The sequence below is a fragment of the Saccharothrix sp. ST-888 genome (genome assembly GCF_000955975.1).
Classification (GTDB): Bacteria; Actinomycetota; Actinomycetes; order Streptomycetales; family Streptomycetaceae; genus Kitasatospora.
Map to the genome: position 1 here is coordinate 1 of NZ_JYJF01000052.1, position 22,197 is coordinate 22,197.

18 protein-coding genes, 1 rRNA gene and 2 riboswitches are annotated in these 22,197 nt (G+C 70.7%); of the genes, 15 read left to right on the forward strand and 4 right to left on the reverse strand.

Annotation, left to right across the window (positions count from 1 at the left end):
* The 12 genes from rrf to UK12_RS17890 form a co-directional block, all read left to right on the forward strand.
* Positions 1–96, forward strand: a 5S ribosomal RNA gene (gene rrf, locus UK12_RS36690); the annotation flags it as partial.
* Positions 97–192: 96 nt separating this feature from the next.
* A complete protein-coding gene (locus tag UK12_RS17840) occupies positions 193–804 on the forward strand; it encodes a CDP-alcohol phosphatidyltransferase family protein (RefSeq protein ID WP_045304008.1) in 612 nt (203 codons plus the stop codon).
* Positions 805–1,026: 222 nt separating this feature from the next.
* A complete protein-coding gene (locus UK12_RS17845) occupies positions 1,027–3,507 on the forward strand; it encodes a mannose-1-phosphate guanyltransferase (RefSeq protein WP_269432030.1) in 2,481 nt (826 codons plus the stop codon).
* A gap of 171 nt (positions 3,508–3,678) precedes the next feature.
* Complete coding sequence (locus tag UK12_RS17850; RefSeq protein WP_231591267.1) at positions 3,679–4,716, forward strand: DUF881 domain-containing protein; 1,038 nt, start codon at positions 3,679–3,681, stop codon at positions 4,714–4,716.
* Entirely contained in the window at positions 4,713–5,045 is a 333-nt protein-coding gene (locus UK12_RS17855; protein WP_045304011.1) for a small basic family protein, read from the forward strand. Before UK12_RS17850 ends, UK12_RS17855 begins: the two co-directional genes overlap by 4 nt.
* Positions 5,046–5,056: 11 nt before the next feature.
* Positions 5,057–5,983, forward strand: coding sequence for a DUF881 domain-containing protein (locus UK12_RS17860; protein ID WP_045304012.1), 927 nt, complete (start codon positions 5,057–5,059; stop codon positions 5,981–5,983).
* 502 nt (positions 5,984–6,485) lie between these two features.
* Complete coding sequence (locus tag UK12_RS44460; protein WP_045304013.1) at positions 6,486–7,028, forward strand: FHA domain-containing protein; 543 nt, start codon at positions 6,486–6,488, stop codon at positions 7,026–7,028.
* 42 nt (positions 7,029–7,070) lie between these two features.
* Positions 7,071–7,859 carry a transcriptional regulator FtsR gene (gene ftsR / locus UK12_RS17870; RefSeq protein ID WP_331386655.1) on the forward strand — a complete coding sequence of 263 codons (789 nt, stop codon included), beginning with the start codon at positions 7,071–7,073 and terminating at the stop codon, positions 7,857–7,859.
* Positions 7,860–7,988: 129 nt separating this feature from the next.
* Positions 7,989–8,462, forward strand: a complete 474-nt coding sequence (locus tag UK12_RS17875) for a bifunctional nuclease family protein (protein ID WP_045304014.1) — start codon at positions 7,989–7,991, stop codon at positions 8,460–8,462.
* Between the two features lie 253 nt (positions 8,463–8,715).
* Positions 8,716–9,405 (forward strand): MerR family transcriptional regulator, encoded by a 690-nt coding sequence (locus UK12_RS17880; RefSeq protein WP_197084961.1) that lies wholly within the window; start codon positions 8,716–8,718, stop codon positions 9,403–9,405.
* Positions 9,406–9,498: 93 nt separating this feature from the next.
* Positions 9,499–10,191: a SanA/YdcF family protein gene (locus tag UK12_RS17885; RefSeq protein WP_231591268.1), complete on the forward strand. Its 693-nt coding sequence runs from the start codon at positions 9,499–9,501 to the stop codon at positions 10,189–10,191.
* A gap of 95 nt (positions 10,192–10,286) precedes the next feature.
* Positions 10,287–11,720, forward strand: a complete 1,434-nt coding sequence (locus tag UK12_RS17890) for a DNA polymerase IV (RefSeq protein WP_231591269.1) — start codon at positions 10,287–10,289, stop codon at positions 11,718–11,720.
* A gap of 169 nt (positions 11,721–11,889) precedes the next feature.
* On the opposite strand, the gene UK12_RS17895 is transcribed toward UK12_RS17890, so the two are convergent.
* Positions 11,890–13,371: an MFS transporter gene (locus UK12_RS17895; RefSeq protein ID WP_045304016.1), complete on the reverse strand. Its 1,482-nt coding sequence runs from the start codon at positions 13,369–13,371 to the stop codon at positions 11,890–11,892.
* Between the two features lie 188 nt (positions 13,372–13,559).
* Entirely contained in the window at positions 13,560–14,654 is a 1,095-nt protein-coding gene (locus UK12_RS44465) for a PRC and DUF2382 domain-containing protein (protein ID WP_063838279.1), read from the reverse strand.
* 222 nt (positions 14,655–14,876) lie between these two features.
* Positions 14,877–14,984: riboswitch (glycine riboswitch) on the forward strand.
* A gap of 1 nt (position 14,985) precedes the next feature.
* Positions 14,986–15,116: riboswitch (glycine riboswitch) on the forward strand.
* Between the two features lie 102 nt (positions 15,117–15,218).
* On the opposite strand from UK12_RS44465, the gene gcvP reads away from it, so the two are divergent.
* Positions 15,219–18,092, forward strand: a complete 2,874-nt coding sequence (gene gcvP / locus UK12_RS17905) for an aminomethyl-transferring glycine dehydrogenase (RefSeq protein WP_045304017.1) — start codon at positions 15,219–15,221, stop codon at positions 18,090–18,092.
* An 84-nt stretch (positions 18,093–18,176) separates the two neighbouring features.
* On the opposite strand, the gene UK12_RS17910 is transcribed toward gcvP, so the two are convergent.
* Complete coding sequence (locus tag UK12_RS17910; protein ID WP_045304018.1) at positions 18,177–18,365, reverse strand: DUF5999 family protein; 189 nt, start codon at positions 18,363–18,365, stop codon at positions 18,177–18,179.
* 325 nt (positions 18,366–18,690) lie between these two features.
* Positions 18,691–19,296, reverse strand: a complete 606-nt coding sequence (locus tag UK12_RS17915) for a hypothetical protein (RefSeq protein WP_045304019.1) — start codon at positions 19,294–19,296, stop codon at positions 18,691–18,693.
* Positions 19,297–19,644: 348 nt separating this feature from the next.
* Between UK12_RS17915 and UK12_RS17920 the strand changes: the two genes are divergently transcribed.
* Positions 19,645–21,144, forward strand: a complete 1,500-nt coding sequence (locus UK12_RS17920; RefSeq protein WP_045304020.1) for a glutamate-cysteine ligase family protein — start codon at positions 19,645–19,647, stop codon at positions 21,142–21,144.
* Between the two features lie 163 nt (positions 21,145–21,307).
* Positions 21,308–22,102: a CPBP family intramembrane glutamic endopeptidase gene (locus UK12_RS17925; RefSeq protein ID WP_082119718.1), complete on the forward strand. Its 795-nt coding sequence runs from the start codon at positions 21,308–21,310 to the stop codon at positions 22,100–22,102.
* Positions 22,103–22,197: the final 95 nt, after the last annotated feature.

The following is a 22,197-nucleotide window of genomic DNA, read 5'->3' on the forward strand; positions in this document are numbered from 1 at the left end:
GAAACGCCCGGTTACATTCCGAACCCGGAAGCTAAGCCTCAAAGCGCCGATGGTACTGCAGGGGGGACCCTGTGGGAGAGTAGGACGCCGCCGAACAAACTTTCTGAAGAAGCCCCCTCCCGGGTTCGGGAGGGGGCTTCTCTGTTGTAGGGTCAATGCCGCACAGTTGTCGTACCGTCAGGAGGCCCCCAGGTGGAGGTCCAGGAGACGCGCGTTCAGACCGACCGCGTCCTCACCATTCCCAACCTGCTCAGCATGGGGCGGTTGGTCGGGGTGCCGATCTTCCTGTGGCTGATTCTCTGGCCGGTGTTCGGGGGGCCGAGGAACGACGGTTGGGCGATCGTCGTGCTGATGCTGAGCGGGATCAGCGACTATCTTGACGGGAAGTTGGCTCGGCGGTGGGGGCAGATCAGCCGGCTCGGGCAGATTCTGGACCCGGCGGCGGACCGATTGTATGTGGTCTCGACGCTGGTCGGGTTGACCTGGCGCGAGATCCTGCCCTGGTGGGTGACGGCAATTCTGGCGGCTCGTGAGCTGTTCATCGCTTCGCTGCTGCCGATTCTCAACCGGCATGGTTACGGCCCGCTGCAGACGAGCTTTCTCGGGAAAGCCGCGACCTTCAATCTGATGTACGCGTTCCCGCTGCTGCTGCTCGGTGACGGCACGACCTGGCTCGCGACGCCGGCCGAGATCGTCAGCTGGGCATTTATCTGGTGGGGTACGACGCTCTACTGGTGGGCGGCCATCATGTACGCGGTGCAGGTCAGGCAGATCGTCAAAGCCGATGCTGCGGCGACGAGCTGAGTCCGCTGCGTCGGCGCATACTGACGGTGTGGTGGACTTGCCCAGCCGGGATGTATGCGAGCCGGGACATACGTGTGAGGCACGCCGTGCAGTTGAGACCAGGCACACGCCATCGCGGTGAGTCGGACGTAATCATCCGGGTAGACATGCTCTGAAACGGTTTGATGGATCCCAGGGTCCACCACCGCGAAGGAGGACGCACCCGTAATGAAAGCCGTTGTGATGGCAGGGGGCGAAGGCACCCGCCTCCGGCCGATGACGTCGAGCATGCCAAAGCCGCTGCTGCCGGTCGTCAACAGGCCGATCATGGAACACGTGTTGCGGCTGCTGAAGCGGCACGGCCTTACCGACACCGTTGTGACTGTGCAGTTCTTGGCCTCGTTGGTGAAGAACTATTTCGGTGATGGTGAAGAGTTGGGTATGCACCTCACCTATGCCAACGAGGAGGTCCCGCTCGGTACGGCAGGAAGTGTCAAGAACGCCGAGGACGCACTCCGGGACGATTCGTTCCTGGTGATCTCCGGTGATGCGCTCACCGACTTCGACCTCTCCGAGCTGATCGACTTCCACCGCAGCAAGGGGGCGATGGTCACCGTCTGTCTGACCAGGGTGCCCAATCCCCTCGAGTTCGGGATCACCATCACCGACGAGAGCGGTCGGGTCGAGCGTTTCCTGGAGAAGCCGACCTGGGGGCAGGTCTTCTCCGACACCGTGAACACCGGCATCTACGTGATGGAGCCGGAGGTCTTCGACTACGTCGCGGCCGGCGAGTCGGTGGACTGGTCCAGTGACGTCTTCCCGCAACTGCTCAAGGAGGGGAAGCCGGTATACGGCTACGTCGCCGAGGGCTACTGGGAGGACGTGGGCACGCACGACAGCTACGGCAAGGCCCAGGCGGACGTCCTGGAGGGCAAGGTCGACGTCGAGCTGGACGGCTTCGAGATCTCGCCCGGTGTGTGGGTGGCCGAGGGTGCCGAGGTGGACCCGGAGGCCGTCCTGCGCGGGCCGCTGTACATCGGCGACTACGCCAAGGTGGAGGCCGGCGTCGAGCTGCGTGAACACACCGTGCTGGGCAGCAATGTGGTCGTGAAGCGCGGGGCGTTCCTGCACAAGGCGGTCATCCACGACAACGTCTACATCGGGCCGCAGTGCAACCTGCGCGGCTGTGTGGTGGGCAAGAACACCGATGTGATGCGGGCGGCCCGGATCGAGGACGGGGCGGTGATCGGCGACGAGTGCCTGATCGGCGAGGAGTCGATCATCTCGGGCAACGTCCGGGTGTACCCGTTCAAGACGATCGAGGCCGGAGCCTTCGTCAACACTTCGGTGATCTGGGAGTCACGCGGCCAGGAGCACCTGTTCGGGGTGCGCGGCGTCTCCGGCATCCTCAACGTCGAGATCACCCCGGAGCTGGCCGTACGGCTGGCCGGGGCGTACGCGACGACGCTCAAGAAGGGGGCCACCGTCACCATTGCGCGTGACCACTCGCGTGGTGCACGTGCGCTCAAACGGGCGATGATCTCGGCGCTGCAGACCAGTGCGATCGACGTCCGTGATCTCGAGAACGTGCCGATGCCGGTGGCCCGCCAGCACACCGCGCGCGGCGGCGCGGGCGGGATCTTCCTGCGGACCACGCCCGGGGTGCCGGACTCGCTGGACATCCTCTTCTTCGACGAGCGCGGGGCGGACCTGTCCCAGGCCGGGCAGCGCAAGCTCGACCGGGTGTACGCGCGGCAGGAGTACCGACGGGCCTTCCCGGGCGAGATCGGTGATCTGACCTTCCCGTCCAGCGTGTTCGACTCCTACGCGGGGAACCTGCTCAGGGCTGTGGACACCACCGGTGTGCGGGAGGCGGGGCTGAAGGTGGTGGTCGACGCCGCGCACGGCAGTGCGGCGCTGGTGCTGCCCAGCATTCTCGGCCGGCTCGGCGTCGAGGCACTGACAGTCAGTACCGGTCTGGACGAGGCCAGGCCGACCGAGGACGCGGAGGAACGGCGGGCGGGCCTGGCCAGGCTCGGTGAGCTGGTGTCCTCCTCGAAGGCGGCCTTCGGGGTGCGCTTCGATCCGGTCGGCGAGCGGGTGGCCTTCGTGGACGAGCTCGGCCGGGTGATCGAGGACGACCGGGCGCTGCTGGTGCTGCTGGACCTGGTCGCGGCCGAGCGGCGGAGTGGCCAGGTGGCGCTCCCGGTGACCACGACCCGGATCGCCGAGCAGGTGGCGGCGTACCACGGCACCCAGGTCTGCTGGACGACCACCTCGCCGGACGACCTGGCCAAGGCGGCCGCGGCCGAGGGCACGGTCTTCGGCGGCGACGGTCGGGGCGGCTTCGTGGTCCCGGAGTTCAGCGGTGTGCTGGACGGTGCGGCGGCCTTCGTCCGGCTGGTGGGTCTGGTGGCCCGTACCCAGCTGACGCTCAGCCAGATCGACGCGCGGATTCCGCAGGCGCACATCCAGCGGCGGGACATCGCCACGCCGTGGGCGGCCAAGGGCATGGTGATGCGTTCGGTGGTGGAGGCTGCCGGCAACCGCAGGCTGGACACCACGGACGGGGTCCGGGTGGTGGAGCCCGACGGCCGCTGGACCCTGGTGCTGCCGGATCCGGCCGAGGCGGTCACCCACCTCTGGGCGGAGGGCCCGGACGATGCGGCCACCGAGCAGCTGCTGGAGGAGTGGGCCGCCGTGGTGGACGGCGCTGGACGCTAGCGCAGCAGCCGGTTGCCGGGGTCGAGGGGTCCGGAAGGTCCCCGAGGCCCCGGCAGGCCGTTCAAGGAGCACTGGAGCGCTCTGGCAGGTGCCTGTGGGCCGCCGGGTGGATGCCGGGCAGTAGCAGGGGCTGTGCATTCGTCGGATCCACGGCGTGGGACGATGTACCGCATGCCAGCACCGACGACGCCGAGTGACCGGGACAGACGCTATGCGCGTCCCGACGCCTCGATGTCCCTGCTGACCAATGTGATGGACCACAGCCTGGACGACGGCTACGCCGAGGCGGCCAGGGCGCGGGGTGCCGAGGGCTCCAGCAGGCTGCCCGCCTCCGTGCGCGGACGCCTGACGCTGGCGCTGGGCCTTGCCCTTGCCGCGACCGTGGTCACGGTGGGTGCGGTCAACAACGAGGAGGCGGCGCCGACCCTGGCCAAGGAGCGGGACGCGCTGGTCCACCGGGTGAACGACGCGACCGGCGGGGCCGACAAGCTGCAGAAGCAGATCGAGAGCCTGCGGGACAAGGTCGAGCAGGCTCAGGACCATGCCCTGAGGTCGCAGGGCGACGGCGGACTCGCCGCGATCGCCGGGCAGGCGGGCACGGGCGAGGTGTCCGGTCCCGGAGTGAAGCTGGTGATCGAGGACGCCGCGGGCACCGGAGTCGGCGGCTCGGTCAACAACCCGCGCCAGGCAGACGGCTTCCAGAACAGCGGGCGCCTGAAGGACCGTGACCTCCAGCTGGTCGTCAACGGGCTCTGGAGCGCCGGTGCGGAGGGCATCGCGATCAACGGGCAGCGGCTCACCGTCCTTTCGGCGATCCGGGCGGCGGGCGACGCCGTCCTGGTGGACAACCGGCCGCTGGTGCCGCCCTACACGGTGCTGGCGATCGGGGACGGGCAGGGCTTCGCCACGGCCTTCCAGAACGCGGAGGCCGGGCACTACCTCCGGCTGATCCAGGACAGCTACGGGATCAAGTCCAACCTCTCCGCCCAGAAGACGGTGACGCTGCCGGGGGCGCTGGGCATCACGCTGCGGTATGCGCAGCCGCTCACCACGACTCCCGCGCCGTCGCCCTCGGCGTCCTCCTCCGCCACCGCCTCGCCGTCGTCGTCCGGTTCGCCCAGGCCGAGCGCCTCACTGAAGCCGAGCGGGTCGTCCAAGTCCAGCAAGAGTCCGTCCACCCCCACAGGGACAGGAGCAGCTACACCGTGATTGCCGTACTTGGTCTCGTGATCGGGGTGGTCGTCGGCCTCTTCGTACAGCCCGAGGTGCCGGACGCCGTCGTGCCCTATCTGCCGATCGCGGTGGTGGCGGCCCTGGACGCGGTGTTCGGCGGCGTGCGGGCGATGCTGGACGGGATCTTCGACGACAAGGTCTTCGTGGTCTCCTTCCTGTCGAACGTCGTGGTCGCGGCGCTGATCGTCTTCCTCGGTGACAAGCTCGGGGTCGGTTCGCAGCTCTCCACGGGTGTGGTGGTCGTGCTCGGCATCCGGATCTTCTCCAATGCCGCCGCGATCCGACGGCACGTCTTCCGGGCCTGAGAGGGGGAGGGATGAGCGAGGACGGGAAGCAGGAGCCGGAGGCTGCGGTGGCGCCGCCCCAGCCTCAGCCGAAGGCGGAGCCGGAGCCGAAGGCAGAGCCGGAGCAGCCCGAGCGCGCGTCCGAGGCCCTCTCGGGTGCCGGCCTGCCATCGGCGGGGGACGAGGCCCAGGAGACCGGCCCGGACGAGGCGCCGGCTCGCCCGGGCACTCCGCCCGCGGACGCCAGAAGACGGCTCAATGCGGCGCTGTGGCCGCCACGCCTCTCGCGGGGGCAGCTGGTGGTGGCGGTGCTGCTGTTCTCGCTCGGCCTGGCGCTGGCGATCCAGGTGCGCTCGACCAGCGACCACAGCCAGCTCCGCGGTGCCCGTCAGGAGGATTTGGTCCGTATCCTCGACGAACTGGACAGCCGTCAGCAACGTCTCCAGCAGGAGAAGACGCAGCTTGAGCAGTCCCTCACCCAGTTGGAGAGCAGTTCCAACCAGGCGAAGGAGGCTCAGGAGCAGACCAGGAAGAAGGCGACGGAGCTCGGAGTGCTCGCCGGCACCGTCAAAGCCACAGGTCCGGGCATCGTACTGACGGTCGATGATCCCCAAGGGCAGGTGAAGGCGGATATGCTGCTGGACACCCTGCAGGAACTTCGAGCGGCAGGGGCGGAGGCGATTCAGATCAACGATGTGCGCGTGGTGGCCGGCACCTACTTCACCGATGCGTCGGCGGGTGGGGTGCAGATCGACGGTAGGAAGGTGTCGCAGCCGTTCCGTTTCACCGTGATCGGGAACCCGCAGGATCTGACGCCTGCCCTCAACATCCCGGGTGGCGTGGTGCGCACCCTGGAGAAGCAGCAGGCGCAGGCCACGATCGCCGCGCAGCAGTCGGTGACCGTGGACGCGCTCGTCACCCCGAAGACCTCCCAGTACGCCACGCCGGCGGCGAAGTGACGGCACGACTGCCGTACGGTCCGTCAGCTGTTCTGCGCCCCGGGCAGCGGGTGCACGGCGACCGTCGGCGACAATGGGACGCACCACTCGATCAGCACCGACCAGGTGCCGGGTCAGCTGCCTGTCCGAGCCTCTCACCCTGCCCCGCGGGCGGGTCTGTCACACGCAAGGAGATTCGCCCGTGAGTCTGTTCTCGAAGCTGTTCGGTCGTAACAAGCACCGGGCTGCGGCCGCTGAGGCGCCCACGGCGCGTCACCGGATGTCCGACGACGACACCGGGGTCCCCGGGATGCGGCCCGTGCCCGGGCAGGACCAGTACGCCGAGCGTCCGCTGTTCCGCGACGGTGGCGGCAATCAGAAGGGCTACGGCGCGTCGTTTGATTCCTCGGGCGCCGCGCGCATAGGTTTCCAGTCGGGACCCTCAACCTCTGATGGAGGGTTTGCTCCGGATCCGTACGCCGGGCACGCCCCGTCGGGCGTGCCGAGCCAGGAGGCTGTGAACATGACTGCCGGTGCTCTTCCCTGTCCCCGGTGCGGGAACCAGAATCCGGCGGCGGCCCGCTTCTGCAACAACTGCGGTACGGCGCTGCGCGGCGGGATGCTGCCCGAGGGTGCGGCGGAGACCACGTCGACCATCTCGATCTCCGGCCTGGAGTCCTACGACCCCACCGCCACCGGGACGGGCGCCACGCCGGCGCTCTCGGTCGAGGTGCTCTCCGCGATCGACGCGCTGCCGCCGGGCTCGGCCCTGCTGATCGTGCAGCGCGGCCCGAACTCCGGGAGCCGCTTCCTGCTCGACTCCGATGTCACCACGGCGGGCCGCCACCCCGAGGGTGACATCTTCCTGGACGACGTCACCGTCTCCCGCCGGCACGTCGAGTTCCGCCGGACCCAGGGCGGGTTCGCGGTGGCCGATGTAGGCAGCCTCAACGGCACCTACGTCAACCGGGAGCGGATCGACGAGGTGTCGCTCAACAACGGCGACGAGGTGCAGATCGGGAAGTACCGGCTGGTGTTCTTCGCCAGCCCGCAGCGGGGGTACTGAACACACCGGGGGTACTGAACACGACGTCGGCAGGAGCCCCGAGTGACCGCGCATACCCCTTCATCCGTCGAGGCCGTCTCCGTGCCCGGTTCGCGTCGAGCGGTCGGGGTACGGCGGCGCTGTGACGAACTGCTGAGTATCGGTGCGGTGCTGACCTTCCTTCGGGACGACTTCCCGGAGGTCACCATCTCCAAGATCCGCTTCCTGGAGGCGGAGGGGCTGGTGGAGCCGCAGCGGACGCCCTCGGGCTACCGCAAGTTCAGTCCGTCCGACGTCGAGCGGTTGGCGTACGTGCTGCGGATGCAGCGGGACCACTACCTGCCGCTGCGGGTGATCCGGGAGCACCTCGACGCGATGGAGCGCGGCGAGGCGCCCCCGGCCCTGCCGGCTCCGGAGGCCAGGCCAGGTCCGCTGGAGGAGGCGGACCGGGAGCTGGTGGCGGCCTCCGGCGCCGCGCCCGGGGTCCGGCTCGGCCGGGCCGAGCTGCTGGCGGCGGCCGAGGCGGGCGAGCCCGAGCTGACGGAGTGGGAGTCGTACGGGCTGGTAGCCCCGGGGCCGGACGGCGGGTACGACGGGGAGGCCCTGCAGGTCGCCCGGCTGGTCGCGGAGCTCGGCCGGTACGGTCTGGAGCCGCGCCATCTGCGTGCCATGAAGGCGGCGGCGGACCGGGAGGTGGCCCTGGTCGATCAGGTGGTCGCGCCGCTGCGGCGGCACCGAAACCCGCAGACCCGGGCCCATGCCGAGGCCACCGCGCGCGAGCTGGCCACCCTGTCGGTGCGGCTGCACGCCGCGATGGTGCAGGCGGGACTGAAGGCGCGGCCGGGCCAGTGAGCCGCTGGTGGGTCGACGCCGCTGCGGCGGCACCGAAACCCGCCGCTCGGGGGCGTGCAGGCGCCCGCCCGGGAGAGCCCCGACCGGCTGCGCTTTCATATCCGGGGCAGGGGTCATAGGGTTGCCACTGTGAATGAGCTCGACGTCGTGGGTGTCCGGGTTGAGATGCCTTCCAACCAGCCGATCGTGCTGCTTCGGGAGGTAGGGGGAGATCGGTACCTGCCGATCTGGATCGGTCCTGGCGAGGCGACCGCGATCGCTTTCGCCCAGCAGGGCATGACACCGGTGCGGCCGCTGACTCATGACCTGTTCAAGGACGTGCTGGATGCGCTCGGCCAGCAGCTCACCGAGGTGCGGATCAGTGACCTCAGGGAGGGCGTGTTCTACGCCGAGCTGGTGTTCTCCGGCGGTGTCGAGGTCAGTGCGCGCCCGTCGGACGCGATAGCCCTCGCGCTGCGGACCGGTACGCCGATCTACGGGAGCGAGGAGGTGCTCGCCGAGGCGGGTATCGCGATCCCGGACGAGCAGGAGGACGAGGTGGAGAAGTTCCGCGAGTTCCTCGACCAGGTCTCGCCGGAGGACTTCGGCGGCGGCCAGCAGTAGTAGCGCTCCGCCGCGGCTCCGCCGCAGCTCGGTGGAACCACCGGGCGTCGGCCGCAAGTCGCGCTTTGCCAAAGCGCGTCCACCTACCCACACTTAGGGCACGAAAAACCACTCCACCGAGTGACATTGGTGGTGAGGGTCGGCGTGGCGATCGTTGACGGGTCACTGGCGACTGCCTACCGTCAGAAGTGGCTCCGGTGAGTTACTCCAGCCGGGGCCGGACGGCCCACAGGACGAGCGGACGGAGGTTGGCATGAGCGGCTTGGGCGACGAAGCAGCCGTTGGAGGCCCGTGCTCCGTGCACGTCCCGCGCTCCGGGCGGAAACTGCTGCTGGAGCGGGCCTGGGAGGCCGCGGGCGTCGATCAGCAGGAGCGCGAGCTGCCGAGGGTCGGACGCTTCCCGGCCGTGCAGCCCGGGCAGCCCGCGATCGAACGGCTGGCGCCGACCTCCGAGCTGGTGGGCTACCGTGGGCCGACGGCCTGTGCCGCGGCCGGGATCACCTACCGGCAGCTGGACTACTGGGCCCGTACCGGGTTGCTGGAGCCCAGCGTGCGCAGTACCTACGCGGCCAGTGCGCACCGGCTCTACAGCTTCCGCGACGTTCTGCTGCTCAAGATCGTCAAGCGTCTGCTGGACGCCGGCGTCTCGCTCCAGAACATCCGGGTCGCCGTCACCCATCTGCAGAGCGCCGAGGTCACCGACCTGGCCGGGCTGACCCTGATGTGCGACGGTGCCACGGTGTACGAGTGCACGTCGCCGCAGCAGGTGGTGGACCTGCTGAAGGGTGGTCAGGGGGTCTTCGGCATCGCGGTCGGGGCGGTCTGGCACGATCTGGAGGCGACGCTCGGGCGGTTGCACGCCGAGCGGGCGGACACCGGTGAGACGCTGATCGGGCACGACCCGGGGGACGAGCTGGCCCAGCGCCGCAACCGCGCCGGGTGACCGGCGGACGGAATCGAACGAGGGCCCGGACGGGAGGAACCGTCCGGGCCCTCGGTGTCGTCCGGGCAGGTGGAACGATCAAGAGGGGGATTCGTGGGATGGAAGTCGCGGCTCCGGGTGCGTCTGCTCCGGACGAGACGGGCGCAGCGGCGTACCTTCCAGGCGGTCACGCTGCTGAGCGCGCTGGCGCTGGCGCCGAGCGGCTGGCTCTGGCTGAGTGAGGAGGGCCGGGTCGGCACCGTCCAGAGTGCGCCGAGCGCGCCCGTCGCCGTGGTGTTCGGGGCCGGGCTGTTCGACGGTGAGCCGTCGCCGTACCTCGCGCACCGGCTGGACGCGGCGCTGGCGCTCTATCAGGACCGCAAGGTGGAGGCGATCCTGGTGACCGGTGACAACAGCCGGAACTCCTACAACGAGCCCGATGCGATGCGCCGCTACCTGGTCGGCCACGGGGTGCCCGACATCCGGGTGGTGGAGGACTATGCGGGCTTCGACACCTGGGCCTCCTGTACCCGGGCCAGGCGGATCTTCGGGGTGGACCGGGCGGTACTGGTCAGCCAGGGCTTCCATGTGCGCCGTGCGCTGGCGCTCTGCCAGGCCGCGGGCATCGAGTCGTACGCCGTCGGGGTGCCCGAACCGGCCGATGCGACCTGGTACTACGGAGGTCTGCGGGAGATCCCCGGCGCGGGCAAGGCGGCGCTGAACGCGTGGTTGCGGCCCGACCCGCAGTTCCTGGGGGCCCGGGAGACCGGGATCGCCCGTGCGCTGGCGGATGCGGGCGGCCACTGACCGTGCGGTCGGCCGGGGGCGTCGGCCGCCCGGGTGGGACGGGTTGCTGAACCGGAATTGTCAGACCCCTGCGAGATGATCAGCAGGTGCGGACAGTGCCGAGCATCATCCACCTCGACATGGACGCCTTCTTCGCCGCGGTGGAGCAGGCGGCCAAGCCCAGCCTGCGCGGCAAACCCGTGGTGGTCGGCGGTCTGGGCGGTCGCGGGGTGGTGTCCACCGCCTCGTACGAGGCGCGGCGGTTCGGGGTGCACTCGGCGATGCCGATGGCCCAGGCCCGGCGGCTCTGTCCGAACGCCGCCTTCCTGGCCGGTCGCTTCCCCGCCTACCGCGAGGTGAGCGACATCGTCATGGGCCTGCTGCGGGAGCTGTCGCCGTTGGTGGAGCCGCTCAGCCTGGACGAGGCGTTCGTGGACCTGGAGGCGGGGCCGTACGGGCCCGCGCTGGCGGCTGCGGGCCCGCAGGAGGGGGCGCAGCTGGTGCTGGCGATCGCGGAGGACCTGCGCGCGGACATCGAGGCGCGGACGGCGCTGACCGGTTCGGTCGGCGCGGCCGGGTCGAAGCTGATGGCGAAGATCGCCTCCGAGCAGGCCAAGCCGGACGGTCTGGTGCTGATCGGGATCGGGTCCGAGCGGGCGGTGCTGAGCCCGCTGCCGGTCCGGGCGCTGCCCGGTGTCGGCCCGGCCACCGAGCAGGTGCTGCGGCGGGCCGGGCTGCTCACGGTGGCGGATCTGGCGGCTGCGGGGGAGGGCGAGCTGGTCCAGCTGCTCGGCCGCGCGCACGGGGCGGGGCTGTACGCGACGTCCATAGGTCTGGACGAGCGACCGGTGGTGCCGGACCGGGACGCCAAGTCGGTCTCGGTGGAGGACACCTTCGAGGTGGACCTGGCGGATCGGGACCACATTCTGCACCAGGTCGACGTGCTGGCGGCGCGGTGTGTGCAGCGCCTGCACACGGCGGGCCGCTCCGGCCGGACGATCGTGTTGAAGGTGCGCCGCTTCGACTTCTCGACCCTCACCAGGTCCGAGACCCTGCGGGCGCCGACCGACGACGAGGCCGTGATCGCCGAGACGGCGCGGCGGCTGGCGGCGCAGGTGGACACCACGGGCGGGGTGCGGCTGCTCGGCGTCGGAGTCTCCCAGCTGGCCGACTACACCCAGGAGGACCTCTTCGCCCAGGCTGCGGCGGAGGCGCAGGCGGAAGCAGAGGCGGAAGCGCAGGCGCAGGCGGCAGCCAGGGCCGAGGCGGCCGTCGAGGAGGGGGAGACCGCCACCGGGAGCGAGGGGCCGCCGGAGCCCGAGCCGACCGCGGTGCGCGGGGAGGACGTCGAGCCGCCGGCCATCCGGCACTGGCGGCCCGGGCAGGATGTGACGCACGCCCAGTACGGTCCGGGCTGGGTGCAGGGCAGCGGCGTGGGCCGGGTCACCGTGCGGTTCGAGACTCCGTACAGCCTGCCGGGCCGGGTCCGGACTTTCGCGATCGACGACCCGGAGCTGGAACCGGCCGATCCGCTGCCGTTGCGGGCGTAGCGGCGGCCTGTGTCGTCGGGTGGAAAAACGTTGTGGCCCTGTACCCGGATCTTGTCCGGGTACAGGGCCACTTGTCGAGCTGGGCCTCGGGCGGGTCGCGATGCCCTCACCGCCCGCCGGGGCCCAGTCCCCTCGCGCCCTGTCCCTGAGCGCGAGGACAGGCGCCTCGTCAGGCGCCGGTCTTGGCCAGCTCCGAGTCGGAGCTGTTCGCCACCGGAACGGCGGTGGCGGGCTTGACGCGACGGATCGCGAACGGCACCACGGCGGCCACCAGGCACATCGCGGCGGCGACCCAGTAGGCGTGCTTGTAGGCGTCCAGGGTGGGCAGCTGGATCGGCATCGGGACCGGGAACTTGATGGTGTCGCCGGTCAGGATCGCGCCCATCACGGCGGTGCCGATGGCGCCACCGACGGTGCGCAGCACGGCGTTCATGCCGTTGGCGATACCGCTCTGCTCGGCCGGGACGGCGCCGTTGATGTAGGCAGGCATCGCCGCGTAGGCGAGGCCGACGCCGAGGCCGAAGACAGCCGAGGCGAGGTAGATGTCACCCTCCGCGCTGTGGCGGACGGCCAGGTAGGCCATCGAGACGGCGCCGAGCAGGCCACCGAGCACCAGCGGCAGACGCGGGCCGCTGCGGGCGATCAGCAGGGCGCCGACCGGGGCGGCGACCATCGAGCCGAGGGCGGACGGCAGCAGCATCACACCGGCGTGCAGCACGGTGGCGGTGAAGCCGTAGTGGGCGTACTTCTCGGGAGTCTGGGCGAAGTTGCTGATCACCATGAAGGAGCCGTACATCCCGAAGCCGATGAGCAGGCCGGAGATGTTGGTGAAGGCGACGGCCGGGCGGGCCATCATCTTCATGTCCACCAGCGGGTGAGTGACCTTGGCCTCGATGACGCCCCAGATCAGGGCGACCACGGCGGCGACGGCGAACAGGCCGAGCGTCTTGGTGGAGGTCCAGCCCCAGTGGTTGCCCTGGCTGACGGCGATCAGCAGGGCGGAGAGCCAGCCGGCCAGGGTGATCGCGCCGAGCGGGTCGGCGCCGCCCTCCTTGTCCACGACCGGGTCCTTGGGGACGCGCAGGGCGACCAGGGCGACCGCGATGAGACCGAAGATCAGGCCCATCCAGAAGATGGACTTGTAGCTCCAGTGCTCCAGCAGCAGGCCGGTGGCGACCAGGCCGAGGCCCGAGCCGACGCCCATCGAGGCGGAGATCGCGGCGACGCCGCCGGTGACCTTCTCCTTGGGGAGCTCGTCACGGACGATGCTGATCGCCAGTGGGAGCACGCCACCGCCGGCGCCCTGCAGGACGCGGGCGACGACCAGCCAGCCGAAGGAGTGGGTGCCGACCGCGAGGGCGGAGCCCGCGACCAGGCCGGCCAGCGAGATCAGCAGCATCGGCTTGCGACCGCGCAGGTCGCCGAAGCGGCCCAGCAGCGGGGTCAGGACGGCGGCGGAGAGCAGGTTGGCCGTCATCAGCCAGGTGATGTTGGAGCCTGCGACGTGCAGCTCCTTGGCCAGCGACGGCAGGATCGGGACGACCGCGGTCTGCACCACGCTGAACGCCAGCATCGCCAGGATCAGAGCGGGTAGCACCCGTGCGCTGCTCGGCTTCTCGGCCGCGGAGCTGGGCTGTGGTGCCTCACTCACGGTTCTTCCTCCAGTTCAGGTGCCCCGGGCAAGCTGTTGCGAGGGGCGAAAGTCAACGAACTGAAGTAACGATGCCGGTAGATACTTCACTATGTCAAATATCTATCGGTGAAAATTAGGCAAAGCGGTGCCCCTGGCGCCGACTCGGGGCGGAACCGGGGGCAGCTGCGTACCCGAACCGGCCGGGCTCACGCCTGGCGCAGCGGCTCGGGGCGGGCGGGCGGCGGTGCCGACGGGGCGGCGGCCTGGGCGGCCGGGGAGTCCTTGCCGGTGCTGTCATGGACCTCGACCTGCTCCCGGCGCAGCTCCTCGCGGACCACCTCCTCCTCGGTGTACCGCTCGACCACCAGGCGCACCCGCTCGATCGGGACCAGGTACTTGCGCACCACCGGCCGCTCCTCGCGCAGCGTCACCTCCTCGACCGCCTCGGCGATCTCCTGGTCGCTCAGCACGGCCCGCTCGGACTCCGTGACCGGGATCCGCTCGACCCGCACCCGCTCGCGGACCACCGGCACCCGGCGCTCGACCGACTCGGTGGTCACGTACTTGCGCAGCCGCGCGGTGCCGAGGACGTGCCACTCGGTGCCGACGTCGAGGCGCTCCTCACGGCAGGTGATCTCGAGCGGTCCGGTCGGAGCGCTGTCGGCTGCGGTCTGTGCGGCCGTCCGGTCCACGGTGGGCGGGTTGACGGTCCGCCCGTTGGCCTCGGTAGCCCGGGGGGCGGGCTTGTCCAGCGCCGTGGGGCTCTTGCTGCGATCGGTGAGCGGCGGGTTCGGGCCGGCCAGTGGCGCGGCGAACGCGGCCGGCGTGCTCTCCGGGGCGGGGTGTGCGGCCGGGGCGGCCGGGGCGGCCGGGGCGGCCGGGGTGGCCGGGGTGGACACAGGGCGTGGGCCGGTCGCCGGGACGGCGCCGAAGTCCAGATCGGCACCCTTGGAGGTGCCGTTGGTGGTTGCCGCCGCCGGGGGAGCGTCCGCCGCGTCCAGGCCGTAGTAGCGGTACAGCTGGAGTTCCTGAGCGGGCGAGAGGTGCTGCCCGACGCCGAAGTCGGGCGAGTCCTTGATCAGTGACTTGTCGTACGGGACCTTGAGTTCCTCGCCCGAGAACTCGCTGGTGGTCAGCGGGACGAAGGCGTCCCGGCCGAAGATCCCGGTCCGCACCGCGGCCCACTCGGGCTCGCCGGTCGCGTCGTCGAGATAGACCTCGTCGACCGTGCCGATCTTGTCACCGTTCCGGTCGACCGCCTTGTGCCCGATCAGGTCTCGCGGATCGATATCGGTCTGCACGCTGTCCTCCAGTACACGTGCTCCTGGGAAGTTCCGTCAGGGGCGGTCGGAGGAGCTATCCATCCGCCACTTCACACAAAAAGCCATCAATCGGGCAGCGGCTACCCGGACGCACCCGTACGGGAGCGTGGCGGGCCGTGCGGGGCCGTTCGTATCCGTTCGGATCGCTCCGGTCCGGCCAGTGATCCGGAGGACTTCCGCTGGTACCCTGGGCGCGACCGCCGAGCCTGCTCGGGAGAGTCCCCAACCCACCGTGAACTGCGGGAAAAGGGGCGCCGAAGGAGCAAACCCTCCCCGGAATCTCTCAGGCATCCGTACCGTGTGGGCTAGGTCACTCTGGAAAGCAGGGCAGGGCTGTTGGCGCGGGAGCCGGCGGCACCACCCTCACCGACGGTGCAAGCCGATGGACGCCCCCGGGCCTCCTGCGCGGCGAAGCTCTCAGGTCCCGATGACAGAGGGGGAGGCCTGTCGGGTCCGCGCGCACTCGGCCCACCGCTCCCACAGCGGCGGAGCCCTGCGGCGTGTGTACCCCCGCCGGTCCGTGACCAGGAGGCCTCGACCCCCATGAACGCCCAGCCGACGCTCGCCGAGCTTGAGCAGGCCAGCCCCTTCGAGACCCGCCACATCGGCCCCGACGCCGCCGCCCAGGAGAAGATGCTGGCGCAGGTCGGCTACGGCTCGCTGGACGAGCTGTCCGATGCCGCCGTACCGGACGCCATCCGCAGCCTCACCGCGCTCGGTCTGCCGACCGGCCGCAGCGAGGCCCAGGTGCTCGCCGAGCTCCGCGAACTCGCCTCGCGCAACCAGGTGCTGCAGCCGATGATCGGCCTCGGCTACTACGGCACCTTCACCCCGCCGGTGATCCTGCGCAACGTGCTGGAGAACCCGGCCTGGTACACCGCCTACACCCCGTACCAGCCGGAGATCTCCCAGGGCCGCCTGGAGGCGCTGCTCAACTTCCAGACCCTGGTCTCCGACCTGACCGGGCTGGCCACCTCCGGCTCCTCGCTGCTCGACGAGGGCACCGCCGCCGCCGAGGCGATGGCGCTGGCCCGCCGGGTCACCAAGGTCAAGGGCGGCGTCTTCCTGGTCGACGCCGAGACCCTGCCGCAGACCAGCGCGGTGATCAACACCCGCGCGGTGCCGACCGGTGTCGAGGTGGTCGTCGCCGACCTGTCCGAGGGCATCCCGGCCGAGATCGCCGAGCGCGGCGTCTTCGGTGTGCTGCTCCAGTACCCCGGTGCCTCCGGTGTCGTCCGCGACCTCACCCCGGTGATCGAGCAGGCGCACGGCCTGGGTGCGATCGTCGCGGTCGCCGCCGACCTGCTCGCGCTCACCCTGCTGAAGTCCCCGGGCTCGCTGGGCGCCGACATCGCCTGCGGCACCTCGCAGCGCTTCGGTGTGCCGATGGGCTTCGGCGGTCCGCACGCCGGCTACCTGGCCGTGCGCGCCGAGTACGCCCGCAACCTGCCCGGCCGCCTGGTCGGTGTCTCGGTGGACGCCGACGGCAACCGGGCGTACCGCCTGGCGCTGCAGACCCGCGAGCAGCACATCCGCCGGGAGAAGGCGACCAGCAACATCTGCACCGCCCAGGTGCTGCTGGCCGTGATGGCCTCGATGTACGCCGTGTACCACGGTCCCGACGGCCTGGCCGACATCGCCCGCCGCACCCACCGCTGCGCCGCCGCCCTGGCCGAGGGCCTGAAGGCCGGTGGCGTCGAGCTGGCGCACGCCGAGTTCTTCGACACCGTGACCGCCCGGGTCCCGGGCCGGGCCACCGCGGTGGTCGACGCCGCCCGCGTCAACGGCATCAACCTGTTCCAGGTCGACGCCGACACCGTCTCGATCTCCTGTGACGAGACCACCACCCGCGAGCACCTGGCCGCGGTCCTCGCCGCCTTCGGCGTCGAGGGCGTCGAGCTGGCCGAGAGCGCCGACGCGCTGCCCGACGCGCTGCTGCGCGAGGACGAGTACCTCACCCACCCGGTCTTCCACAGCCACCGCTCGGAGACCGCGATGCTGCGCTACCTGCGCCGGCTCTCGGACCGGGACTACGCGCTGGACCGCGGCATGATCCCGCTGGGCTCCTGCACCATGAAGCTCAACGCCACCACCGAGATGGAGCCGGTGACCTGGCCGGAGTTCGGCCAGCTGCACCCCTTCGCGCCGATCGACCAGGCGGAGGGCTTCCTCACCCTGATCCGCCAGCTGGAGCAGCAGCTGGTCGAGGTGACCGGCTACGACGCCGTCTCCATCCAGCCGAACGCCGGATCCCAGGGCGAGCTGGCCGGTCTGCTGGCGGTGCGCGCCTACCACCACGCCAACGGTGACACCCAGCGCGACGTCTGCCTGATCCCGTCCTCCGCGCACGGCACCAACGCGGCCTCGGCCGTGATGGCCGGGATGCGCGTGGTCGTGGTCAAGACCCTGGTCGACGGCGACGTGGACGTCGACGACCTGAAGGCCAAGATCGAGCAGCACCGCGACCAGCTCTCGGTGCTGATGGTCACCTACCCGTCCACCCACGGCGTGTACGAGACCCAGATCACCGACATCTGCGCCCTGGTACACGAGGCCGGCGGCCAGGTGTACGTCGACGGCGCCAACCTGAACGCGCTGGTCGGCCTCGCCAAGCCGGGCAAGTTCGGCGCGGACGTCTCGCACCTGAACCTGCACAAGACCTTCTGCATCCCGCACGGCGGCGGCGGTCCGGGCGTCGGCCCGGTCGCGGTGCGCGCGCACCTCGCGCCGTACCTGCCGAACCACCCGCTGCAGGCGGAGGCCGGCCCGGCCACCGGTGTCGGCCCGATCTCGGCCGCGCCCTGGGGCTCGGCGGCGATCCTGCCGATCTCCTGGTCGTACGTGCGGCTGATGGGCGGCGAGGGCCTCAAGCGCGCCACCCAGGTCGCGGTGCTGAACGCCAACTACATCGCCAAGCGCCTGGCCCCGCACTTCCCGGTGCTCTACACCGGTCCCGGCGGGCTGGTCGCGCACGAGTGCATCATCGACCTGCGGCCGCTCAGCAAGGAGACGGGCGTGACGGTGGACGACATCGCCAAGCGCCTGATCGACTACGGCTTCCACGCCCCGACCATGTCCTTCCCGGTGGCCGGCACGCTGATGATCGAGCCCACCGAGTCCGAGGACCTGCACGAGATCGACCGCTTCTGCGAGGCGATGATCGAGATCCGCGCGGAGGTCGACAAGGTCGGCTCGGGCGAGTGGTCGGCCGAGGACAACCCGCTGCGGAACGCCCCGCACACCGCCGCCAACCTGGCCGGTGACTGGGCGCACCCGTACTCCCGCCAGGAGGCGGTCTTCCCGGCAGGCGTCAACCCGGCCGACAAGTACTGGCCGCCGGTGAGCCGGATCGACGGCGCGTACGGCGACCGCAACCTGGTCTGCTCCTGCCCGCCGCTGGACGAGTACGGCGCCTGAGCCCGGACACCGACGAGGGCCCTTGGGAGGAACGTTCCTCCCAAGGGCCCTCGCCCTGTTCCGGGACGGTGCTCGGGGGACTGCTCAGGCCGCGGCCAGGGCCCGGTGCGGCGCGATCACCTGCCCGTCGGGCAGCAGCTCACCGGTGTCCTCGAAGACCAGGACGCCGTTGCAGAGCAGGCTCCAGCCCTGCTCGGGGTGGCAGGCCACCGGGACGGCCGCCTCACGGTCGGCGGACTCCGCTGACGGGCACTCAGGACGGTGCTGGCACATGACTCGTACCCTCGCTTCGCTCACGACGATCCGGGCCCGCCGCACGGCCACCCCCCTTGGGCGTCCGCCCCGCCGGTCGGATCTCCTGCCGGTCCCGGCTCAAGTGTGAACCGGCGCTTCGGTGGGTAGGACTGGTGTCCTCCCCACTCTGGTTCCCAGTGTCGGCATCCTGAGGCCATTGCGCAGCAGTTTGGTGACATGCGCCACAACTGGCTGCTCTACATCACCCGTTCAGGCGGAGAAGCCGGCTCCGGACAGCTCGACGGGCCATCCGGATACTGACTCGGTCGAGTCAGGTCCAGATGGCCCGTTCGGGTGATACGACTCAGGAGATCCCGGCCGTCAGCCGCGCGGGGACCGCCGCGCGCTCCAGCATCGCCAGCAGCTCGACGGCCGGGTAGACCCGGTGTGCGGTCACGCCGCACGGCGCCGGTGCCAGCGGGATCAGCAGATCGGTGGTCGGGCCCGGCTCGGGGTGGTGCAGCCAGAGTGCGGTGGCGTAGTGCCCGGGCATCGACAGCAGCCGCGGCTGGTGCCGGGAACGCGAGGGCTGGGCGAGCTGCCAGGCCTGCCGCAGCGCCCGGACCGTGGAGTCCAGGTAGGGCCCCGCGGTGAAGTGCGAGAAGGCGTGGCCGTCCGCCGTCTCGATCACTTCGGCCGCTGCCGCCACCTCGGCCGCGGCCGCGGGCTCCGCCGAGACCGTCGCCGATCCGCGCTTGATCAGGAAACGCCACCCGGTGCGCCGGGCGGTGGCCAGCCCGCCGCCCGGCCCCTCCAGGACGTGCACCGCGAGCGGATGGGAGGGCAGCAGCGGGCCGACGGCACCGCGCAGGGCGCTGGCGGCGGGCTGGCACAGTGCGGCCTCGGAGTCGAGCGCGGCAAGGACCGCGCGCAGGGCACTGGGCGGGGGCTGGGGCGTCTGCATAGTCATGGCGGGTCGCCTCTCCGTGCTAGATCGGCGTGCGAGTGCGGCATACCGGCGTGGCGTTGGTGTGACGGGACCTGGCCGTGTCCGGTTGGGCATGATCGCGGTGCGGGCGCGGAACCTGCCGACGATGGAATTCGGAGCGGCATGGCACCGGGTAGGAGCGCAGTGCGAATTCTACTCGAACAGGTGCGCAGGGTGACCTTCTTATCACGTTCCGTGGCCCATGGCAAGCTGGGAGATGGCTGACGATCCGTCAGGAATCATGCCCCGCCAACCTGTTCGGGTGAGCGGCTATCGATCTTCCGGCGGGGCATGATGCAGGGACGATCGACCAAAGGTGAAGGGGCACCCATGGGCGAGAAGGTCGTGGCGACTCGGGCGGAGCTGGCCGACCGGCAGCTGTACCGCCGGAAGCTGCAGTCCTGTCTGGACGCGCTGGAGCGGATGCTGCGGGAGGAACGCTTCGACCGGCCCAAGGCCATGATGGGCCTGGAGATCGAGCTCAACCTGGCCGACGAGCAGGGCGGCCCGCTGATGTACAACGAGGAGGTGCTCGGCTCGATCGCCTCCAGCGACTTCCAGACCGAGCTCGGCCAGTTCAACATCGAGGTCAACATCACGCCGCACCGGCTGAGCGGCCATGTCCTGGAGGACCTGCGGGAGGAGCTCGACACCTGCCTGCGGTACGCCGACCGCAAGGCCGCCGAGGTCGGCGCCCGGATCGTGATGGTCGGCATCCTGCCGACCCTCGACCTGGACCACACCGGCCTGGACGCCATGTCGCACAACGACCGCTACACCCTGCTCAGCGACCAGATCCTGGCCGCCAGGGGAGAGGACATCGCGCTCGACATCCAGGGCGTCGAACAGCTGGCGATCGAGTCGGTCTCGATGGTCGCCGAGGCCGCCGCCACCTCGCTCCAGCTGCACCTCCAGGTCACTCCCGAGCGCTTCGCCTCGGTCTGGAACGCCGCCCAGGCGTTCTGCTCCGTCCAGGTCGCCCTCGGCGCCAACTCGCCGTTCCTGTTCGGCCGGGAGCTGTGGCGGGAGACCCGGCCGGTGCTCTTCCAGCAGGCCTGCGACACCCGTTCGGCCGAACTCAAGGCCCAGGGGGTGCGCCCGATCACCTGGTTCGGGGAGCGCTGGGTCGACTCCGCGCTGGACCTCTTCGCCGAGAACCTGCGGTACTTCCCCGCGCTGCTCCCGATCTGCGACGACGAGGACCCGGTCAAGGTGCTCGCCTCCGGCGGCGTGCCCAGGCTCGGCGAGATGCGGCTGCACAACGGCACCATCTACCGCTGGAACCGGCCGGTGTACGACGTCGCCGACGGCGTACCGCACCTGCGGGTGGAGAACCGCTGCCTGCCGGCCGGTCCGACGGTGGCCGACACCCTGGCGAACGCCGCCTTCTTCTACGGCCTGGTCCGGGTGCTCGCCGAACAGCCGAGGCCGATCTGGACCCGGCTCGCGTTCGCCCAGGCGGACGAGAACTTCCACAACGCCGCCCGGTACGGCATCGAGTCCGTGCTCCAGTGGCCGAGGAGCGGGCGGGGTGCGCGCGGTACCGTGCCGGTCGCGGCCACCGAGCTGGTGCTGACCGAGCTGCTCCCGCTGGCGTACCAGGGGCTCAACGAGTGGGGTGTGGCTGCGGGCGACCGGGACCGCTACCTCGGCATCATCGAGCAGCGCTGCCTCCGCCGGACGAACGGTGCCGCGTGGCAGAGCGCCACCGTGCACCGGCTGCGCGAGCAGTACGGGATGGACCGGGCGGCGGCGCTCGCGGCCATGACGCGGCGGTACATGGAGTACTCGCGCACCGGGGAGCCGGTGCACACCTGGCCGGTCGGCTAGCCGCCGGCCGATCGCTGCCCGCCGGGCCCGTGCCGCCGGGCCCGGCTCCGCTCGCTCCTGGCGCACCGCTCGGACGGCCGGGCGTTCAAAGGTTGATATGGGAGGATGATCGGCCCGGCGGCAGAGCGGTCGCCGGACCGAAGCTGCGTGCTGGAGAGACCTGGTGACCACCGTTTCGACCGAGCCCGAACCCGGGACCGCGGCGCCCTCCCGCCGCCTGCTCGTCGCCGAAGTCCTGATCGTGCTCGGTCTCTCGCTCGGCGCCAGCGGGGTCAGCGCGCTGATCAGTTTCCTCGGGTCGCTCACCCAGCCGATCGCCCTCGGTCAGCAGGTCGCGACGCTCAACGGCTCGCATGCGCCCGGCCGGCCCTGGCTGGACCTCGCCTGGCAGGTGTACTACATCCTGCGTGGGCTGATGCCGGTGGCCCTGGTCGGCTACCTGCTGGTCCGCGAGGGCAGCTCACTGCGGCAGCTCGGTTTCGACCTCAGCCGCAAGCTCGGCGACCTCGGGCGCGGCGCGGCGGTGGCCGCCGCGATCGGCGGTTCTGGGCTGCTGCTCTACCTGGGCTCGCAGGCGGTCGGCGCCAACCTGACGGTCGCGCCCTCCGGGCTGCCGGAGGTCTGGTGGCGGATCCCCGTGCTGACCGCCTCCGCCTGGCAGAACGCCGTCCTGGAGGAGGTGATCGTGGTCGGGTACCTGCTGCGCAGGCTCGGCCAACTCGGCTGGGGGCTGCCCGCGATGATCGCCACCAGTGCGGTGCTGCGCGGTTCGTACCACCTCTACCAGGGCGTCGGCGGGCTGGTCGGCAACATGGTGATGGGTCTGGTCTTCTGCCTGCTGTACCGCCGTTGGGGCCGGGTGATGCCCCTGGTGGTGGCGCACGCGCTGATCGACACCGTCGCCTTCGTCGGGTATGCGCTGCTGGCCGGCCACGTGAGCTGGCTGCCCAGCGCGTAGGGCCGTCCGGGGGGCCGGGCGATGGGCCGGTCGGGTGGTGTCCGGCCGTGGGCCGTTTGCTTTACCTGTTATTGACAAGGCGCCATGCTCACGCC

What these genes read in the sequence shown, in the direction of transcription:
- UK12_RS17845 (WP_269432030.1), top strand. Translation starts at nt 1,027, where the DNA reads ATGGCAGGGGGCGAAGGCACCCGCCTCCGGCCGATGACGTCGAGCATG.
- UK12_RS17850 (WP_231591267.1), top strand. Translation starts at nt 3,679, where the DNA reads ATGCCAGCACCGACGACGCCGAGTGACCGGGACAGACGCTATGCGCGT.
- UK12_RS17860 (WP_045304012.1), top strand. Translation starts at nt 5,057, where the DNA reads ATGAGCGAGGACGGGAAGCAGGAGCCGGAGGCTGCGGTGGCGCCGCCC.
- UK12_RS44460 (WP_045304013.1), top strand. Translation starts at nt 6,486, where the DNA reads ATGACTGCCGGTGCTCTTCCCTGTCCCCGGTGCGGGAACCAGAATCCG.
- UK12_RS17880 (WP_197084961.1), top strand. Translation starts at nt 8,716, where the DNA reads ATGAGCGGCTTGGGCGACGAAGCAGCCGTTGGAGGCCCGTGCTCCGTG.
- gcvP (WP_045304017.1), top strand. Translation starts at nt 15,219, where the DNA reads ATGAACGCCCAGCCGACGCTCGCCGAGCTTGAGCAGGCCAGCCCCTTC.
- UK12_RS17910 (WP_045304018.1), bottom strand. Translation starts at nt 18,365, where the DNA reads ATGTGCCAGCACCGTCCTGAGTGCCCGTCAGCGGAGTCCGCCGACCGT.
- UK12_RS17915 (WP_045304019.1), bottom strand. Translation starts at nt 19,296, where the DNA reads ATGACTATGCAGACGCCCCAGCCCCCGCCCAGTGCCCTGCGCGCGGTC.
- UK12_RS17920 (WP_045304020.1), top strand. Translation starts at nt 19,645, where the DNA reads ATGGGCGAGAAGGTCGTGGCGACTCGGGCGGAGCTGGCCGACCGGCAG.